The organism is Candidatus Acidiferrales bacterium (assembly GCA_036514995.1).
Lineage (GTDB): Bacteria > Acidobacteriota > Terriglobia > Acidiferrales > DATBWB01 > DATBWB01.
In genome coordinates, this window is record DATBWB010000003.1 from 1 (window position 1) to 17,483 (window position 17,483).

Here is a 17,483-nt window from a genome sequence, read left to right on the forward strand (position 1 = left end):
AAAATGATCACCGGGATGGAACACTTCCGCTTCCGCAGGTCGCGAAGCAGGTGAAGGGCGTCGCTGCCCGGAAGGCAGAGGTCGGAGATCATGAGATCCACCGGTTCTCTTTCCAGTTGAGCGAGCGCCTCCGCCGTACTGGCTGCCGTCCGCACCTGATAGCCGTTTTGAGCGAGGACTCGTTCCAGGGCGTGGAGAAAGACAGGGTCATCGTCAACGGCCAGAACCCTCGCCGTACCGTTTCGTTGCGCAAGTTCTTTTGCCATGACTCCACTACTCGGGCGCATGATTCCCCGTTGGTAGGTGCAACGCCAGTGCCGGGACCAGCCACCCCGTGCTCTTGCCAACCTGCTGAGCAAAAGGCGGTTAGCGATACCCGCCCGCCGAATATTAGTTCCAGCAGACATTTTGTCCGACCCTATCCAGCATTCCGACCCCGCCCGACAATTTGTGCGCGACTGCCTCCGCCGGCAGCGCAGGCTGGCCGGGGCGAACGCCTACGTTACCTCGCGTTCGCTTTTCAAATGCCGCGAGATCGTTCGCGGGTGAACGCTCAACAGCCGCGCCGCTTCGCCCCGATCATTGCGGGTGTATTCGAGCAGCGCCTGCATGGCCAGGTCCTCTACCTGGCGCATGGAGGTCCCCACCGGGAAGCTAAGCGTCACGATCGGGTTCGGCCCGGCGTTGGTCGCCACCGTTTGGAAGCGCGCCGGATTGAGCGCTTCCGGCAGCACTCGCGGCTCAATCACGCTGCCCTCGGCAAGCACCACACCACGCTCCATCACGTTTTCCAGCTCACGCACGTTCCCCGGCCACTCATAGGCCAGCAGGCAGCTCATCGCCGAAGGGGAAATGTCTTGCACCGCCTTGTTGTTCCGGCCGGCATAGATTTTCAGGAAATGGTAGGCGAGCACCGGGATCTCGTCTTTGCGGAAGCGCAGCGGCGGCAACTTGATGGTGATGACGTTCAGGCGATAGTAGAGATCTTCTCGGAAAGCGCGGTCGCGAATGGCTTGCTCGAGGCTGCGGTTGGTGGCGGCGATAATCCGAACGTCGGAATAGAGGGTTTCCCGGCCGCCCAGCCGCTCGTATTTGCCGTCCTGGAGCACTCGCAGCAGTTTCACCTGCGAGGTGAGCGGAATGTCGGATACTTCGTCAAGAAAAAGAGTGCCGCTGTTGGCCAGGTCGAGCCGGCCCGGCTTGCGCCCCACCGCCCCGGTGAAGGCGCCGCGCTCATAGCCGAACAGTTCGGCTTCGAGCAGCGTTTCCGGCAGAGCAGCGCACGCCACCTTGATGAGCGGTCGGTGAGCCCGCGTGCTGGCGGCGTGGATCGCTTCAGCGGCAATCTCCTTTCCGGTACCGCTTTCGCCTTCGACGATCACCGGGGCAGAGCTGGGGGCGACCTGCTCGATAAGCTTTTTCACCTGCACCATGGCCGGACTGGATCCGACCAGGATGCGGTTGATGGTTTGCTGGCTTAGCTGCGCGCGCAGTTGCTGGTTTTCGCGGCGCAGGGCAATCTTTTCCATTGCTTTGCCAACCGTGGTCAAGAGTTCCGCTGTCTGAAACGGCTTGGTCAAGTAGTCATACGCGCCCCAGCGCATCGCTTCGACCGCGCTTTCAATGCTCCCGTAGGCAGTGGCGACGATGACTTCGGTATCGGGTTGGATGAGCCTGATCTCTTTGAGCAGCTCCAGTCCTTCCATGTCCGGCAAAACCAGATCAACAACCGCCACCTCGAAGGAGGTCTGCCGGAGCAATTCGAGCGCCTGACGGCCGCTCTCGGCGCCTCCCACCGCGTAGCCCGCCTGGATCAAGACGCGTTCGAGGGAGGTTCTCAGGGCGTGGTCGTCGTCGGCGACAAGGACGCGAAAGCCGCTGGTTTCTCCGCGAGCCCCGACTGGATCGGGGCGAGCCGCTGCTGCTTCACGGTTGGCTTCCAGGACTTCTTGGGCAGTCATGATGGCCCTCCTCTCCCGCCTTGCCCAAAATGGGGGCCGGCGGCGCGACTGGAAATTCCCGCTGGCTCCATTTCCGGCTGAGCGGGAAGGAAAACTTTCTCTCCCAAAATGCGCGGCAAGGTGATGATGAAGGTGGTTCCGCTGCCCGGTCGTGCCTCGCAGCGGACGTCGCCGCCGTGTTCGCGGACAATCTTGCGAGTGTGTGCCAGGCCGAGACCGGTTCCTTCGCGCTTGGTGGTAAAGAACGGGTCAAAAATCCTTGGTAGATGCTCGGCAGTGATGCCGGGGCCGTTGTCGGAAATGCGAAGCTCCAGCTCCTTTTCGAAGGCGCGAAGCTCGAAGCGGATTTCGCCCCCGTCGGGCATGGCCTCAAAGGAATTGCGGACGATGTTAAGCAAGGCCTGGCGCACCAGATTCTCGTCCAGCGAGGCGTAGGTCGGTTCGGCGGTGATCTGCGAATGTATCTTTACCCTCCGCTGCTCGGCTTCCTTGGCGATAAAATCGAGGAAGTTTTCTGAGATTTGGCCAAGCGAGCGCCTTTCGGGCGCCGGCTTTTGCATGCGCGCAAACCGCAGGTAGTCCTGGATCACTTTTTTCAGCCGATCGATCTCCCGCGTGACGGCCTCGCTCACTTCCTGGATCTCGGCAATCTTCGCTCCGGCGTAGCGCTCGACCTCCGTGCGCAGATAGGCCACATTCAGGCCAATACTGGCCAGCGGCGTGTTGATCTCGTGCGCGATGTGGGAGGCCATCTTGCCGACGGCGGCGAGCTGCTCGGCGTGCTGCAATTGTTGCTCGAACTTGAGCCGGCGTTCGGCCGCCTGCGCCTTCAACTCGGCCAGGCGGCGCTTCTGGTTCAACCGGAAGATAAAAACCGTCGCGGCCAGAGTAAGGGAGAGAAACACGGTCAGCAACACAAAGAGGTTCATAAAGCCGCTGCGCGTGGTTTGCGCAATCAGGCCGTGCCGGGTGGAAAACGCCAGCGACCATCGCCGGTTGGCCAGGTGGACGGGTGTGAAAGCCACCACTCCGACCGGGTTCCTGGTGACCTGAATTTTTCCGGCGCCCTCTTCGCCGCGAAGCATGCGCTGCTCGGTGGTAAACGCCCGGTGGCACGGAAGACAGGAGCCCTCCGCTGGAATGCGACGACCGATCATCTCCGGATGGTGCGTGTTAGCCAGCACCGATCCGCTTTCATTCAGGATGACAATCGAAATCGGCATCCCCTCGATGCCGCGCAGAGGCGGGCCAAGCAGCTCAGGCAGAGCGAAAACTCCGCCGGCTGCTCCGGCTGGCCGAGCGCCATCGAAGAGAGGCTCGAGAGCAATGAGCTTGACGGAGCCATCTTCGGCAAAAAGCGGTTCACTCAGGTAGCTGCCCGGTTCACTTTTCTGTCGGGTGACAAGAGCCGCCACCGCCGGCGGAAGCGACCCCCGCAGAACCTTCAGGCGGCCTTCCGGGGAAACTTGGAAAGTGGCTTCAAATTCGCCCACGTCTCTGATGCGCCGCCCCCGGTTCTCCTGGAGGAGCGTCCTGTCCAGCCGGTGGCGGATGTCTTCCCAGCGGAGCTCGACGGCGCCGGCGGTTTGCCGAACCAGCGCAAGTTGCTGGCGCTCGTAGTCGCTCACCACCCGCGCCTCCGTGCGCCGGTAAAGAAAACCAGCAATACCGGCAAAAACGAGCACCACCGCCAACCCGACCAGCAGCGTCCAGCGTAGCGCCTTGGGACGTGCCTCGGACATGACAATTATCCCCTCTTACCCCTTTCCAACCCTCTTGCGTGCAATTTGTCATCCGTGGTCGGTCTCTTTAGAATCAATAGGTTAACTTATATTGCAATCTCAAACTGGGCTATTTTCCGCAGGATGGGGCAATTTGCCCGAAAGCGGCGACCTGGGGATGGCACATGGCCGACTGCACGCCCTCTTGCAGGGTCGCGGCGCGCCGCCCGGCTCCCCCCCAGCGAGGCGGGACCTCTTCCCTCCTGTTTTCGCTGACACACTTGAGCCCCACAGGGGGGATACGATGTACCTGTACGGTTCCAGGATAGGGATTGACTTGACATACGCAGGTGCAGGCCCTAGGATGTTGTGACCCCCACCAGGTGGGGGTAATGCGAAATGGGAGGAATTCTAATGATGCGCCGCTTTACCTCAATCACCCTGGGAACGCTGCTGCTGGCCGGTCTCACCTTGGCCGCTCCGCAAGCCACGAAGAAGGAGGCTCCTCTTCGCTGTACCCTGACCGACAAGACGATCGAGAAATGCTGTTGCGAACAGCGCGACGGGAAGCTGTATTGCCCGCTGGCCAAGAAAACAATTGACAAGTGTTGCTGCGTGGCAGCGGAGCCCAAAAAGGAAAAGAAAAATACCTAACGCAGGCCATGGGGCATAGGGTTCCCTGGCCCCCGCGAAATCCGGAAAGGACCCGGTACCGATGAAAGCATCCATTTTGCCCATCTATACGGAAGAGCGAAAGAAAGATTGCGTTCTTCGGCTTAAGGCGGCGGAAGGTCAACTACGCGGGCTGCAAGACATGCTCGAAAAGCAGCGGCCCTGCATGGAAGTGCTCACGCAACTCGCCGCCGTCCAAAAGGCTCTGCGACAGGTTGGCCGGATCGTCCTGCGAAACTATCTGGAGAACTGCGCGACCGAGGCAATTCGACAGTCTGACCCGAGCGCCTACGACGAACTCATGGAAGCCATCTACAAGTTCGCCCAGTAGCCGACGCCAGGCACGCATCTCCGTTTCTGGGAGAAGAGGCTGAAGCCGCCAGCGGGATGAGTGTCTCCCCACTATAGAGAGGCGGGCTGCATTTCAGCGCGCAAGCGCTTCATGGTTTCGCGCAACTCTTGCTTGCTCGGGAAGTGGATGGCCTCTTCCGGTTCGACCACATGCAGCAGCACGACTTCTTCCGTCCCGGCTAGCTTGAGTTCGTCGAGACAACCGACCACCCGTTCGGCATGCCGCGAGAAATCAGTCGGAAACAGCACCCGGGGAAACATTTCAATCCCTTTCCGCCTCCGGCACCACAGTCGGTGCAAACAAGCGCTCGCGCGTGCGGCGCGCCAGCCAGACCAGCACAAGCATCACCGGCACTTCGATCAACGGTCCCACCACCGTGGCCAGGGCAACGGTCGGGTTGAAGGCAGTGATTGCAATCGCAATGGCAATCTCGAAATCGCGTCCAGTGGAATTGAAGGCCACGGCGACGGAATCTTCGTAACTAAACCCGGATCGCCAGCCCACTAGGTAAACCAGTAGGAACATCGTCCAAAAGAAAAGTGTCATGGGTATGGCCAATTGGAGGATGATGCCGGGCCGGCCGACAATCAGGTCGCCCTTCAATGCAAACATCACCACCAACGTGAACAGCAAACCGAAGATCGAGAGCGTGTCGAGAAAACTCTTCACTTTGTGAAAACCAGCCTCCCCATACTTGCGTACACCCCAGCGGCGGGTGAGCATCCCGGCCAGTAGCGGAATGCCCAAATAGAGCACGACACTCTCCGCCACCACCCGAACATCGAATTTCACCTTGCCCAGGAGCCAGTGTGCATAAACAGGAATCAAGGCCATTTGCAAAATCGAGTTCATGGCCACCAGCACAATCGCCAGGGCGCTGTTGCCGAAAGCCAAAAAGGTAAAGACGATCACCATCGCGATACAGGGTGCCAGTCCGTAAAGCACCAGGGCGGTGTGAAAGTCCGAACCAGGCCGAAAGAAAAGGTTGGCAAGCGCGTACATCAGGAAGGGAGCAATGGCAAAGTTGAAGAACAAGACGGTGAAGAGTTGCCGCTTGCTGCGCACGGCTTTCCCCAGGTCTTCGAAGCGGATGTTGGTCATCGCTGGGTACATCATCAAGAAGAGCCCGACGATGACCCCCAGCGCCAGTGTATTGGGCAAGGTGAAACTGTACTGACGGCGAAAGATAGACTTGAGAGCATCGATGGGTGGTGTCAGGCCAAAGTTAGAGATGCCGTAGATTTTGCCGATCGCCACGCCAATCGCCATGCTCACCAGTACAAAAATCGGCAGCAACTTGAAGTTCTGCAATTTTCCGAACGCGCGCACCACTCGCATCGCTACTCCTTTTTAATCCTGCTGTTCACCACTGGCAGCATTCGCAGCACAACATTGATGGTAAAGTTCGCCTAACGCTCCTGCATAGGCTGGCCCTCAGTCGGCCGGATATGATTTCCAGTTTCACCCAGCGGTCTTAGGAGTGCATTTCCCAAATTAGCGTCTTCCGGCAACCACCGTTGGAGGTAAAAGCGTTCTAGGATCCTATCGACGCCGGACAAACCCACTTTGCTGTCGCCGAGGCGCACCACCCAAACGCCCCCGCAACAACCCTGTTTCATGATTTCTTCCCCGCTGTTGCCGGTTCCATCCATTCTTCCATCCACCGGCGGAAGGGTTCGGGCATCTGCATCATCATCTCGCGGCAGCAAGGCAGCATCCGCTCCATGCACTTGGTGTCCCGCATCATCTCCTGGCAGAACTCCAGTCCGACTTCCTCCATAAAGCGTTGTTTGTCTTCTTTGCTGAGCCGTGCGAATTCCGCTTTCAAGTCTTCGTACTTCATCACCGTTCTCCTCCCGTTTTGTTTCAGTGCTCTGACGCTGACAAAAAGGCGCTGCGCGGTCGTGTTCTCCGTACCGATCTCCGCCTCACCAACCGGCACCGGCCTTGACGCACAACTTGCTGCAAGGACTCTAAATCTTGCCGCAAGCCTTCTTCGCCGGGACAGACCTTGTCCAGGAACCGTTGGAATGCCTCTGACTGCGGAGTCGTTGGAGGCGCAAGGGAGTAGATCACGCGGGTGCCGCTCCGGGTATCCTCCACCAGTCCGGCGTGGCGTAGCGCGGCCAAATGGCGGGAGACAGTAGGCTGGGGAATTCCCAACACCGCCTGCAGGTCACAGACGCAGATGCTTCCCTGCCGCAGAAGATTGAGAATGCGCAAGCGGGTGGGCTCTCCGGCGCCGCTAAGCATTCGAGCAAGTTGGGCGGGCATTGAGTCCTCCATTCGCCTATGCGAATAAGCAATTGGCCGTCCAGCAGGGTCTCAGCGTGGGATTTGCTTTCCAATCAAAAGGTTAGGAACGTGTGTGCGAACGACGCCAAAGAGTCTGCTTGACACTCTGTCACGTGACGAACAGCGCCGGAGCCTGCCGAAGACATCCCGTCGCCTGAGTCTGGGATGGGGTTGCGAGTCTTTGGCTGGAGCCTAGCGTTTGTCCAAGGCGTGGTGACGAATGTCCTGGCCGAGAACCATGTAGATGACGTCCTCGGCGATGTTGGTGGCGTGGTCGGCAACCCGCTCGAGGTTGCGGGTTACGAGGGTAAGCTGAAAGGCGGGGAGAATCACCGACGGCCGCTCCATCATGTAGGTGATGAGCTCCCGGAAGAGCTGGTCGCGGAGCTGGTCCACTGTCTCGTCCCGCAACAGGATCTGCTTGGCCAGGTCAACGTCGCGCTTCACAAACGAATCGAGCGCATCTTTCACCATCCCCTCGGCCAGTTCGCTCATCCGTGGTATGTCAATGTAGGGTTTCACCTGCGGATACTGGAGAAGGAAGGAGACGCACTGGGCGATGTTCACCGCCTGGTCGCCGATGCGCTCGAGGTCGGCATTGATCTTCATCGCCGCCGTGATCATGCGGAGATCCACGGCCATGGGCTGTTGGAGCGCGAGCAGGCGCAGGACGCGTTCATCGATCTCGATCTGGAGGGAATTGATGGCTGCTTCTTCCTCCATGACGCTTTCCGCCAGTTTGGTGTCGCCCTCAACTAACGAACGAACCGCGTTGTGCACCGCTCGCTCCGCCAGACTGCCCATCCAGAGCAGCCGCTGCCGAAGCTCTTGAAGTTCCTGTTCCCGGTGTCGTTCCATAAGCGCTTCGCCTATCCAAATCTCCCGGTGATGTAATCTTCCGTCAGCTTGTTGGCCGGAGTCGTGAACAACTTCTGCGCCCGGTCGAATTCCACCAGTTCCCCCATCAAGAAAAATCCGCTGAAGTCGGAGATCCGCGCCGCCTGCTGCATGTTGTGAGTGACGATGACGATGGTATAGGTTTGTTTCAGACTGTACAGCAGCTCTTCGATCTTGGCCGTGGCAATCGGGTCGAGAGCCGAGCAAGGCTCGTCGAGGAGGAGAAGCTCAGGATTCACGGCGAGGGCGCGGGCGATGCAGAGGCGTTGCTGCTGCCCGCCGGAGAGGCTGGTGCCCGGCTTGTCCAGGTGGTCCTTCACCTCGTCCCACAGTGCAGCCATGCGCAGGCCCTTTTCCACGATCTCATCCAGATCGGCGCGGCGATCGCCGTTCAACCTCCAACCCGCCGCGACGTTTTCATAGACGGACATCGTAGGAAACGGGTTGGGCTTCTGGAAAACCATGCCAATCCGGCGGCGGATCTGGACCGGATCGGCTCCGGGGGCATAGATATCCTCTCCGTGGACCAGAACCTTTCCGGAAACTTTGGCATCGCGCACCAGTTCGTGCATGCGATTGATGCACCGGATGAACGTAGTCTTGCCGCAACCCGATGGTCCGATGACGGCGGTGATGCGACGCGCGGGAATCTGCATGTTCACGTTCTTGAGGACATGATTCCGCCCAAACCAGGCGTTGAGATTTTGCGTCAAGATGGCAGTCTCAGTTTCCACTCTGTTCCTTCAGACCCCCATCGCCAGTCGCCGGCGCAGGACAAGCCGCGAGACAACGTTCACGAATAGAATCAACATCAACAGGACGAGCCCGGCCGCCCAGGCTTGCCGGTGCCAGTCTTCATAGGGCGCGATGGAATAAGTATAAATCATCACGGGAAGAGAAGCGGTCGGCTGGAGCCACCCCGCGCTCCAGAAGCGATTGCTGAACGCGGTGAAGAGCAGCGGGGCGGTTTCGCCCGCGACGCGCGACAGGTCCAGCATGATGCCCGTCAGGATGCCGCGGAACCCGGTGGGGATGACCACCCGGATGATCGTTTTCCATTGAGGGATGCCGAGGGCGAGGGAAGCTTCGCGGAGCGAGTTCGGCACCAGCTTCAGAAACTCTTCCGTGCTTCTGAGCGCGATCGGAATCATCATGATGCCCAGGGCGATCCCGCCGGCCACGGCGGAAAAGCGTCGCATCGGAAGCACCACGACGGTGTAGGCAAAGATTCCCATCACGATAGAAGGTATCCCGTTCAAAATGTCGGTGGCGTAGCGGACCAAGAAGCCGATGCGGTTGTTGCGGCCGAATTCGGAAAGGTAAACGCCGCCCAGGAATCCCACCGGCACTCCGATCAAGGCGGCGATGAGAAGAAGTTTGCCGGTGCCGACAATCGCATTGGCCATGCCCCCGCCCGGCTCCCCCACCGGCTTCGGCAATTTGGTGAAGAAATCCCAGTTCAGGGAAGAAGCCCCGTGCCAGACCATGTAGCCAAGGATGAAGAAGAGTACGCCCACCGTCAGGAGCGTGCAGAGAAAAGTGATGCTGAACATCACGTAGTTCTTGGCCTGACGGAAACGGTACTTCAGCTCGCTCACACCTGCACCTCGGCGCTTTTTCTGGCTACTGCCAGGATCAAGAGCCGCGCCAATGCATTCACCACGATTGTGACGGCGAACAGCACCAGGCCGATTTCCACGAGCGCGTGAAGGTAGAGGTCGTAGGTGGCTTCCGTAAACTCATTGGCAATCACGGCAGCCATCGAATAGCCGGGGGCGAAAAGGGAAGCGGCAATCTCGGGCCGATTGCCAATCACCATCGTCACCGCCATGGTTTCCCCCAACGCTCGCGCCAGGGCAAGGAACATGGATCCCATGATGCCCGAACGGGCATAAGGCACAACGGCCATGCGAGTCGTCTCCCACCGGGTGGCGCCCAGGGCGAGAGCCGCCTCGCGCTGCGAAGCCGGGACGGCCATCAACACCTCTCGCGATAGTGAGGTGATGAAGGGCACGACCATCACCGCCAGCAAAATGCCGGCGGTGAGCATCCCCACGCCGTAGGAAGGCCCGCTGAAAATAGGCAGGAATCCCAGGGTTTTCTTCAACACGGGTGTTAAATCATCCCGAACCCAGGGAACCAGCACGAAGATACCGATTAAGCCGTACACCACGCTCGGAACAGCGGCCAGGAGTTCGATCAGAAACGCGATGGGATCCGACAACCAGCGCGGCGCCAGCTCCGAGAGAAATATAGCAACCCCCAGCCCCAGGGGAAACGCGATCAGCAGGGCGATGCCCGAGCTGACCAGCGTCCCAAAAAGAAAAGGCAGGGCACCAAACTGTTCGAAGACCGGATCCCAGGTGGTGCCCCACAAGAATCGGAGTCCAAATTTTTCAATCGAAAGGATGGAATTGCGGTAGAGCGCGAGCGCGATGAGCGCCGTCAGCGCGAAAATGGACAGGGCAAAGCCCAGAGTCAGGATATGGAGGGCACGGTCGCCCCAATTCGCTTCTCGGAAGGGGCCGCCCAAGGATGGAGCGAGCCGCAAAAGCCAACCTGTTCTTGGCTGCGGCAGCAGCGCCTCGGCATTTTGAGGATGGGGCCGATCGGTCATCCGTTCAATATCGAAACATCTAATATCGAATCCTGGCAATCGTCTGCTTTTCCATCTCGATCACCTCGGGCGGCAGGGGCGCGTAGCCGAGCCCGGCGGCATATCGCTGACCTTCACCCAGCATCCATTTCAGGAAGTCCACAAGGATCTTGCCTTTCGTCGCATCGGTGAATTGCTGGGGGACCAGAAGCCAGGTGAAGGTCGAAATGGGGTAGGCATTCTTGCCGGGGGAGTTCGTAATCGAGACGCGAAAATCGGGCGGCATGTTCTTGGCTGCCCCGGCCGCCGCGGCCGTGACTGATTCTAGGCTCGCTTTCACAAAATTCCCGGAGGAATTTTGGACGGTGCCGTAGGGGATGTTGATGCTGGTGGCGTAGATCAGTTCCACGTACCCGATGGCGTTTGGCGTTTGCTTGACCAGCCCGGAAACGCCCTCATTCCCTTTCGCCCCCAGACCCACCGGCCAGTTGACCGACGTGCTGCGTCCGACCTGGGCGCGCCACGCGGGGCTCACTTTGGAAAGATAGTCGGTCCAGCAGTAGGTCGTTCCGCTTCCATCCGAACGATGCACTACGACGATATCGTTGCCGGGAAGGGCTATGCCCGGATTCACGCCGGCGATTTCCGGATCGTTCCACTTCCGGATCGTCCCCATGAAAATTCCGCTCAGGGCCTTGGCCGTAAATTTTAGCTCCGCCGAAAGGCCTGGAATGTTGTAGATCGGCACCACACCACCCAGCACGGTGGGCAAGTGGAAGATAGCAGTCTTGGCCTTGCTCAACTGTTCGTCGGTCATCGGGGCGTCGGTCGCGCCGAAATCCACCGTCAGCTCGCTGATCTGGCGGATGCCGCCGCCCGAGCCGATTGATTGGTAGTTGATCTGCGCGTTCGGGTGGAGCTTGTAGTACTCGTCAAACCACTTGGAGTAGATGGGGTAGGGGAAAGTGGCTCCCGCCCCGTTCACGAGGGTTTGCGCGGGCGCGGCCTGGGGGAGTAGCATCGAAGCCGCCGCAAGTACAAAGAACAACATTCGCAACACTGCCTGCGACAAAATTCGTTTCCTGACCATTTCTATCCTCCTTGAAGATAACGGCGCTTTGTTACAGCGCGGTTAAAATTGGGTTTCTGTCTCTTAATATTTGCCGGCTCTGCAGGGAATCGCGGGCCGGTATGCGCAGGGCGGACTGGCCTTGTCGGACAGGCCGGCCGCCCAGACCACCTCTCGGCCCGGCGGAAGGCCGGAAACTAGAATGAGTACACCACGTCAAACTGCATCCGCTTGAGGTAGGGGTCCGTGCACGCCCGCGTCAAATCGGTGCGGCTCGGACAGTTGGGTGAAACGATGGCACTGTTCTGCGCCCGCGGATTCGCGCTTTGGCCCACCAAAAGCGTGTAATTGAGCGATACGTTCCGGAAGACGCGATAGGCAAAGTCCAGCCGGTGATTGCGGACGTTGGAAGCAGCCCTCAAGTCGCTGAAGTTCAAAGCCGCCAGAACAGCATCCTGCTCGATCCGGATAAACGTGTACCCGAACTGAACATCGCCTTTCTCCTGCGCTCGCCCGACGCGGAGTTCTCCCCAGTAGCCCGTGCGTTCGCCGGTGCTGGCCTGGCTGTTGTTCACCACGTTGAAGAGTAACCGCACCGGCCACTTCTTGATGTAGTTGAAGTCGAGTTGGGCAATGCTGTCCCAGTAGAGAAACTTGGACGAGTAGGCGGTGCCGCTCCCGTTCCCCGTCGTTCGATTCGTCAGTGGGTTGCCGCCAAGCACCGGGGTCCCGCCCGAAACGTTGAACGTGGTGGCGGTCGCGGGCACGCCCGGCCCCAGACCGTTGGCGGGGATGGTGACGGTCAGACCGGCGCCGCCGCCAATCGCGCTGGCGATGGAGTTGGGTTCATGGAACTTGATCCCGGCGGTGGTGAGCAAGAGACTTATCTGGTCGGTGATTCGCCAGCGCGCCTGAAGCTGGCCACCAGCCATGAAACTGTCAAAGCTGCCGCTGACCTCCCGGAAGGGCGACTGGAAGCCGACCAAAGTGATGTTTTTCAGGATCGGGTTCTTGAAATCATAGGAGAATGTTTCGGCAAAACCCTCGGGGTTTAAATCATTGTCGAAGGTCAGTTCCGTCCGGTACCAGGGGTAGGCGAACTTGCCGCCGGTGAGTGCGAAATATTTCAGTTGCTTGGGCTTGTAAGTGACGAAGAAGCGGTCGAAGGCGAGCGGCTTGCGCTTGTAGAAATCGGTAAACGTCTGATTGGTCGAGATCGGGTCGTTGAGGTCGCCGCTGGCCAGCGTGAGCCCGCCGAAAATTTGGTCGCCAATATTTCCAAGAATATTGAAGCGCGCCCGAATGCGTTGCCGGTGCCGGTTCGCCGCCCCCTCCTGGAAGAACGGCTCAAAGCGCACCCGCACATCGCCGCTGAAGCGGAAGTTGCCCAGGCCGGCAAGGCGGCTTTCGTTCTTCTTCTGCGCGTCGGTGAATTCCTGATTGACTCGATTTACTTTCGCAGCCATGTCCGCCTGCGACTGGGCCACCGCATCCAACTCGTTGCTGATGCGGTTCAGATCAGGGTGTTGCTCGACCGGGGAAGGGGCTGCGGCCGCGCCGTTCGAACCACTCGTCAGAGAAAGCTGAAGTTGCTGAATCTGCTCCTGCTGCTCCTCAAGCGCCTGGCGCTGGCTGGCCAACTGCCCCGCCTGCTCGGCCAGAATTCTCTTGAGTTCCTCGATCTCCGCCATGAACGCCGCCGGCTCCGGTGCCGGTGGAGCAGAGACCGCCCGAGCAGAGCCGGGCGATGCATCAGATTTCGGTTTGGTTACGGCCAGAAGCGGGCTATGGGTCAAGAGCGCCACAGCCAAGCTCCCTGCCCCAAGCATACGAAATCGAATCATTTGAACACCTCCAGTGAAATGAAATAGCACGTCAAAAAGTCGGGTAGTACGAGCCAAGCCTTACCGTGCGTTGGCTGTTCCCTAGCGGGACATGTGATGCCGGACATCCAATCCTCGAATCCAGTAGATCACGTCTTCACAAATGTTGGTTGCGTGATCGGCGATACGTTCCAGCGTGCGGCTGGCGAGCAGAAGGTGCACTGAATCAGCCAGGTTACTTGGGTCCTTCGCCATGGTCGCCAGAAGGCTTTGGAAAATGCGGTCGCGGTGGCCATCCACTTCGGCGTCGCTTTCCAGCACGCGGCGGGCGACCTCCACATCGCGTTCGAGCAACGCTCGCAGACTTGACTGGACCATCTCCTCCACCTGGGCAGCCATGGCTGGCAGTTCCTCCGCGCCGATGAGCGGCTTGCGGCCGCCCCGCGCAATGACTCGCTCGGCAATGTTCACGGCTTGGTCGCCCATGCGTTCGAGGTCATTGGTGATTTTCATGGCCGCCACGATCAAACGCAGGTCGCTCTCGTTGGCCGGCGGCTTGGCAAGGATTCGCACCGCCCAATCGTCAAGAGACACTTCCATTTCGTTCACCTGCGGTTCGCAGAGGAAGACCTCGGCAGCGAGCTGGTGGTTACCCTCGAGCAGCGCCTGGATCGCATTGTGGAGAGTCGTCGCGACCAGCCGAGCCATGGCTTCCAGGCGAACGACCAGCGGATCCAATGCAGCGGACGAAGGGTGTGACTGGGTTGTGCTCATACGAAATCTACTCCAGAGGTCAACTCAACATTCGCTCGCACTCTATTTCCGGAGAATTACCCCGTTATGAAGGCAGGATGAATTTCCTGTTACAGCATCAAGCGGCCGGGAGGGTGAAAGAGAACGTGGAACCGCGGCCAGCCTGGCTTTCCGCCCAGATGCGGCCACCGTGGTTTTCGACGATGTGCCGGGCGATGGCCAGGCCGAGCCCGTAGCCGCCCGACTCGCGCGTGCGCGATTTGTCCACCCGGTAGAAGCGTTCAAATACTCGGGGCAAGTCTGTCGAGAGAATGCCGATCCCGGTGTCCTCCACCTGGATGGTGACCGCTTTTCTGTCTTCTGAGGCAAACGCGCGGAGGGTGACGCGGCCGCCTTCGGGAGTGTATTTGACAGCGTTGTCAAGCAGGATCCCCAACACCTGCCGGAGCCGCATCCGGTCTGCCCGCACGGAGGGAAGCGACGCCGGCATGTCGAGCGAGAGCGCGAGTCGTTTCTGCTTCATTGCCGATTCCATCACTTGCACGCAATTCGCCACCCATTCCGGCAGGGCAAGCGGCTCGAGCTCGAGTTTGAGCTGGCCGGCCTCGATCTGCGAGAGGTCAAGCAGCTCTTCCGTCAGCTTGGCCATGCTGGCCGCTTGGTCGCGGATGATGCTGACAAAGCGGCGATTGTGCTCCCGGTCTTCGAGCGCGCCCGTCAACAGGGTTTCGGCAAATCCGAGGATGGTCGCCAGCGGCGTTTTCAGTTCGTGGGAAACGTTGGCAATAAAATCGCGCCGCACCTGCTCGAGCCGGCGCACTTCGCTGACGTCGTGCAGTACGGCGACCGCGCCCGCCGGCTCCCCTGTGCCGGACATCACCGGCGCGATCGAGATGTCCCATCCGCCCTTGGTGGCTCCTTCGCCGCTTGCATGTAATCTCATGCCTCGTTTGTGCCGCAGCGCGTCGTCCAAAGCGGTGTGCAGGCCGACGAGCCGCACAACCTCGAGGAGATCCTTCCCGGCGATTTCCTCTCCCGCTTCGACCAGCCGGCGAAAGGCCGAGTTGCCAAAGACAATGCGCTTGCCCGGGTCCACGACGACGACGCCCTCGACCATCGATTCGAGGATGGTTGCCGAGCGATTGCGCTCTTCCGTAAGGCGTTCGATGGTTGCCGAAAGCGCTTGGGCGGTCTGGTTCAAGGATCGCGCCAGGTCGTGAAGTTCATCGGCAGCGCCGCGATAGCGAAGGGGGGAAAACTCTCCTCTGGCAATCCGTCCGGAAAACAGAGTCAGCTCGCGGATGCGAGCCGAGAAATGTTGGGAAAAGAGCGCGGAGAGGGCGAGCGCCAGGACAAACGCCAGCAGCGAACCCAGCAACAGTTTTCGGTGGATATCCGCGGCCGCTTCTTCGAACTGTTCGGGCAGAACCGCCAGCCGAAGATAGCGGACCCATTCCACCCCATCGATCCGCAGCGCCCAATAGACGAGATCTTGCCGGAGTGTGGTGGAAAATCGGATCGCATGACCCGTACCCGTTGCTCTGGCTTCAAGAATTTCCGGCCGCGTTCCATGATTCTCCATCGTCCGGGGGTCGCGCTCCGAGTCAGCCAGCACCGTGCCATCTTCTCCGATGAGCGTAACCCGGGCGCCGGTCTGGCCCCTGGCCCACTCCATCCATGCGAGCAATGCAGCCACGCTATGGGTTTCGGGAAGTCTCGCCAGGAGCAGCCGCGCGGTCGTGTCGAGTTCGGTGGTGGCGCGTTCGGCAGCGTAGCGCTTGAGGATGCGGCTGATGTAAAGGTCGAGGCCGACCAGCACCACCGCAACCAGCACGAAATAAGTGAGGCCGAGTTTCCAGAAAAGTCTAATCTTCACCGCTCGCAAACTTGTAGCCGGCTCCGCGGACGGTCTTCAGAAATTGCGGATTCTCCGGATCCTTTTCCACCTTCTCGCGCAGGCGGCGCATGTAAACGTCCACCGCCCGCGGCGTGACAAATCGGTCCGTACCCCAGACCTGGTCGAGCAGTTGGTCGCGGTTAAAGACCCGCCCGGGATGGGAAGCCAGGAAATGCAACAGGCGGAATTCGAGGGCGCTCAGTTCAATCGGCTTGTTTTCTACGGTCACCCGATGGGCGTCCGGATCAATTTCCATCGGCCCGATGCGGACCGGCAGGCTGCCAGGACGCGGCTCCGACCGGCGAAGCACTGCCTTGACCCGGGCTACCAGCTCGCGCGGGCTGAAGGGCTTGGTCACGTAGTCATCGGCGCCCAGTTCGAGCCCAACCACTCGATCGGCTTCATCGCTTCGCGCCGTCAGGACGATGATCGGCAGATGAGCGGTGCGGGGCGTGCGGCGAATTTCCTGGCAGAGTTGCAGACCGGAAAGTTGCGGCAACATGAGGTCGAGGATGAGCAGATCGGGAAGGTCGCGGCGCGCCGATGCGAGCCCGCTCTCACCGTCGGTTGCATGCGTCACCCGATAGCCCTCCCGCTCCAGGTTGTAGTGCACGAGTTCGATGATGTCGCGGTCGTCCTCTACAATCAAAACCTTCTTCAAGCGGTCCTCCCACAGCTCTGCCGCTTGACGCTAGCCGTAGTCCCCAAAAAACTCAAGCGGAAATTCAGACAGCCGGGCGGGTGCAATCATCCAATGTGGCCACGCCGTTTCCGCTTGACAGGGAACATACTTTCACGATATATGCCTTGGATTCAGACACGTTTGCAACGGAGGGAGCCCCATGAGTCCGCGCCGATTGGGCAGAGCGGTACCTCTTTTCGTATCTTTTTGGCTGCTTGCACTTTCCTGTCTTCTCTGGGCCCAGTTGCCCACCGCCACACTTAACGGAATTGTCACTGACCCGAAAGGTGCAGTTGTGCCGGGAGTGAAAGTCGTCCTTACGAACGAGGCCACGGGAGCGACCCGGGAAGTGAGCACCGGAGATGAGGGCCGGTACGTGTTCCCCAACCTGCCTCCCGGGGACTATACCGTCCGCGTGGAGAAAAGCGGCTTTGCTGTGCGCGAGTTCAAAGATATTCACTTGGAAGTGGGCCGCAGCGTGACCCTGGACGTTGAGCTGCAATTGGCCGCGATAGGTCAGACGGTAACTGTAACCGGCGGGGCGTCAGAGGTCGAACTGACCCAGTCGCAGGTTCAGGGCCGGGTCACCAGCAGCACGATGGAGAACATTCCCCTGAACGGACGCAACTTCCTCGAACTGGCATTTCTGATTCCGGGTAGCCGCCCGGCCACCAACTACGACCCCACGAAAACCAACACCCTGGAAGTTTCATCGGCGGGAGCGTTTGGCCGGGGCGGTAACATCACGGTGGACGGCGGTGATAA

General features: G+C 59.8%; 18 protein-coding genes. 3 read left to right on the plus strand and 15 right to left on the minus strand.

All coding sequences use genetic code 11. The features are described from left to right. The 3 genes from VIH17_00270 to VIH17_00280 all read right to left on the minus strand — a co-directional run. Positions 1 to 266 (minus strand): response regulator (locus tag VIH17_00270; protein HEY4681665.1); only part of this gene is annotated, 266 nt, incomplete at its 3' end. Positions 267 to 497: 231 nt separating this feature from the next. Then, positions 498 to 1,961 (minus strand): sigma-54 dependent transcriptional regulator, encoded by a 1,464-nt coding sequence (locus VIH17_00275; protein ID HEY4681666.1) that lies wholly within the window; start codon positions 1,959 to 1,961, stop codon positions 498 to 500. Beyond that, on the minus strand, positions 1,958 to 3,703 hold the full coding sequence (locus VIH17_00280; protein ID HEY4681667.1) for an ATP-binding protein: 1,746 nt from the start codon (positions 3,701 to 3,703) through the stop codon (positions 1,958 to 1,960). Before VIH17_00280 ends, VIH17_00275 begins: the two co-directional genes overlap by 4 nt. A 393-nt stretch (positions 3,704 to 4,096) precedes the next feature. Between VIH17_00280 and VIH17_00285 the strand changes: the two genes are divergently transcribed. After that, positions 4,097 to 4,336 carry a hypothetical protein gene (locus VIH17_00285; GenBank protein HEY4681668.1) on the plus strand — a complete coding sequence of 80 codons (240 nt, stop codon included), beginning with the start codon at positions 4,097 to 4,099 and terminating at the stop codon, positions 4,334 to 4,336. Positions 4,337 to 4,397: 61 nt separating this feature from the next. Further along, the gene (locus VIH17_00290) at positions 4,398 to 4,685 is read left to right on the plus strand and encodes a metal-sensitive transcriptional regulator (protein HEY4681669.1); all 288 of its coding nucleotides are present in this window, start codon (positions 4,398 to 4,400) and stop codon (positions 4,683 to 4,685) included. Between the two features lie 71 nt (positions 4,686 to 4,756). Here the strand turns inward: VIH17_00290 and VIH17_00295 are convergent, their stop codons facing one another. The 12 genes from VIH17_00295 to VIH17_00350 all read right to left on the minus strand — a co-directional run bounded on the left by VIH17_00295 (position 4,757) and on the right by VIH17_00350 (position 16,697). Further along, a complete protein-coding gene (locus VIH17_00295; protein HEY4681670.1) occupies positions 4,757 to 4,966 on the minus strand; it encodes a universal stress protein in 210 nt (69 codons plus the stop codon). A 1-nt stretch (position 4,967) separates the two neighbouring features. Beyond that, complete coding sequence (locus VIH17_00300; protein HEY4681671.1) at positions 4,968 to 6,044, minus strand: arsenic resistance protein; 1,077 nt, start codon at positions 6,042 to 6,044, stop codon at positions 4,968 to 4,970. A gap of 277 nt (positions 6,045 to 6,321) precedes the next feature. Further along, complete coding sequence (locus tag VIH17_00305; GenBank protein ID HEY4681672.1) at positions 6,322 to 6,549, minus strand: hypothetical protein; 228 nt, start codon at positions 6,547 to 6,549, stop codon at positions 6,322 to 6,324. 644 nt (positions 6,550 to 7,193) lie between these two features. Then, positions 7,194 to 7,859: a phosphate signaling complex protein PhoU gene (gene phoU / locus VIH17_00310; GenBank protein ID HEY4681673.1), complete on the minus strand. Its 666-nt coding sequence runs from the start codon at positions 7,857 to 7,859 to the stop codon at positions 7,194 to 7,196. Between the two features lie 11 nt (positions 7,860 to 7,870). Further along, entirely contained in the window at positions 7,871 to 8,632 is a 762-nt protein-coding gene (gene pstB / locus VIH17_00315) for a phosphate ABC transporter ATP-binding protein PstB (protein ID HEY4681674.1), read from the minus strand. Positions 8,633 to 8,641: 9 nt separating this feature from the next. Further along, positions 8,642 to 9,496, minus strand: a complete 855-nt coding sequence (gene pstA, locus VIH17_00320; protein ID HEY4681675.1) for a phosphate ABC transporter permease PstA — start codon at positions 9,494 to 9,496, stop codon at positions 8,642 to 8,644. Further along, complete coding sequence (pstC, locus tag VIH17_00325; GenBank protein ID HEY4681676.1) at positions 9,493 to 10,515, minus strand: phosphate ABC transporter permease subunit PstC; 1,023 nt, start codon at positions 10,513 to 10,515, stop codon at positions 9,493 to 9,495. Before pstC ends, pstA begins: the two co-directional genes overlap by 4 nt. Before the next feature lie 19 nt (positions 10,516 to 10,534). After that, on the minus strand, positions 10,535 to 11,584 hold the full coding sequence (gene pstS / locus VIH17_00330; GenBank protein ID HEY4681677.1) for a phosphate ABC transporter substrate-binding protein PstS: 1,050 nt from the start codon (positions 11,582 to 11,584) through the stop codon (positions 10,535 to 10,537). A 176-nt stretch (positions 11,585 to 11,760) separates the two neighbouring features. Then, positions 11,761 to 13,407: a putative porin gene (locus tag VIH17_00335; GenBank protein HEY4681678.1), complete on the minus strand. Its 1,647-nt coding sequence runs from the start codon at positions 13,405 to 13,407 to the stop codon at positions 11,761 to 11,763. Positions 13,408 to 13,488: 81 nt separating this feature from the next. Then, positions 13,489 to 14,160 (minus strand): phosphate signaling complex protein PhoU, encoded by a 672-nt coding sequence (gene phoU / locus VIH17_00340; protein ID HEY4681679.1) that lies wholly within the window; start codon positions 14,158 to 14,160, stop codon positions 13,489 to 13,491. Positions 14,161 to 14,257: 97 nt separating this feature from the next. Continuing rightward, positions 14,258 to 16,015 carry an ATP-binding protein gene (locus tag VIH17_00345; GenBank protein HEY4681680.1) on the minus strand — a complete coding sequence of 586 codons (1,758 nt, stop codon included), beginning with the start codon at positions 16,013 to 16,015 and terminating at the stop codon, positions 14,258 to 14,260. Beyond that, positions 16,005 to 16,697 (minus strand): response regulator, encoded by a 693-nt coding sequence (locus VIH17_00350; protein ID HEY4681681.1) that lies wholly within the window; start codon positions 16,695 to 16,697, stop codon positions 16,005 to 16,007. Before VIH17_00350 ends, VIH17_00345 begins: the two co-directional genes overlap by 11 nt. Before the next feature lie 316 nt (positions 16,698 to 17,013). Between VIH17_00350 and VIH17_00355 the strand changes: the two genes are divergently transcribed. Continuing rightward, the coding region (locus VIH17_00355) for a carboxypeptidase-like regulatory domain-containing protein (protein ID HEY4681682.1) at positions 17,014 to 17,483 on the plus strand (470 nt) is incomplete at its 3' end.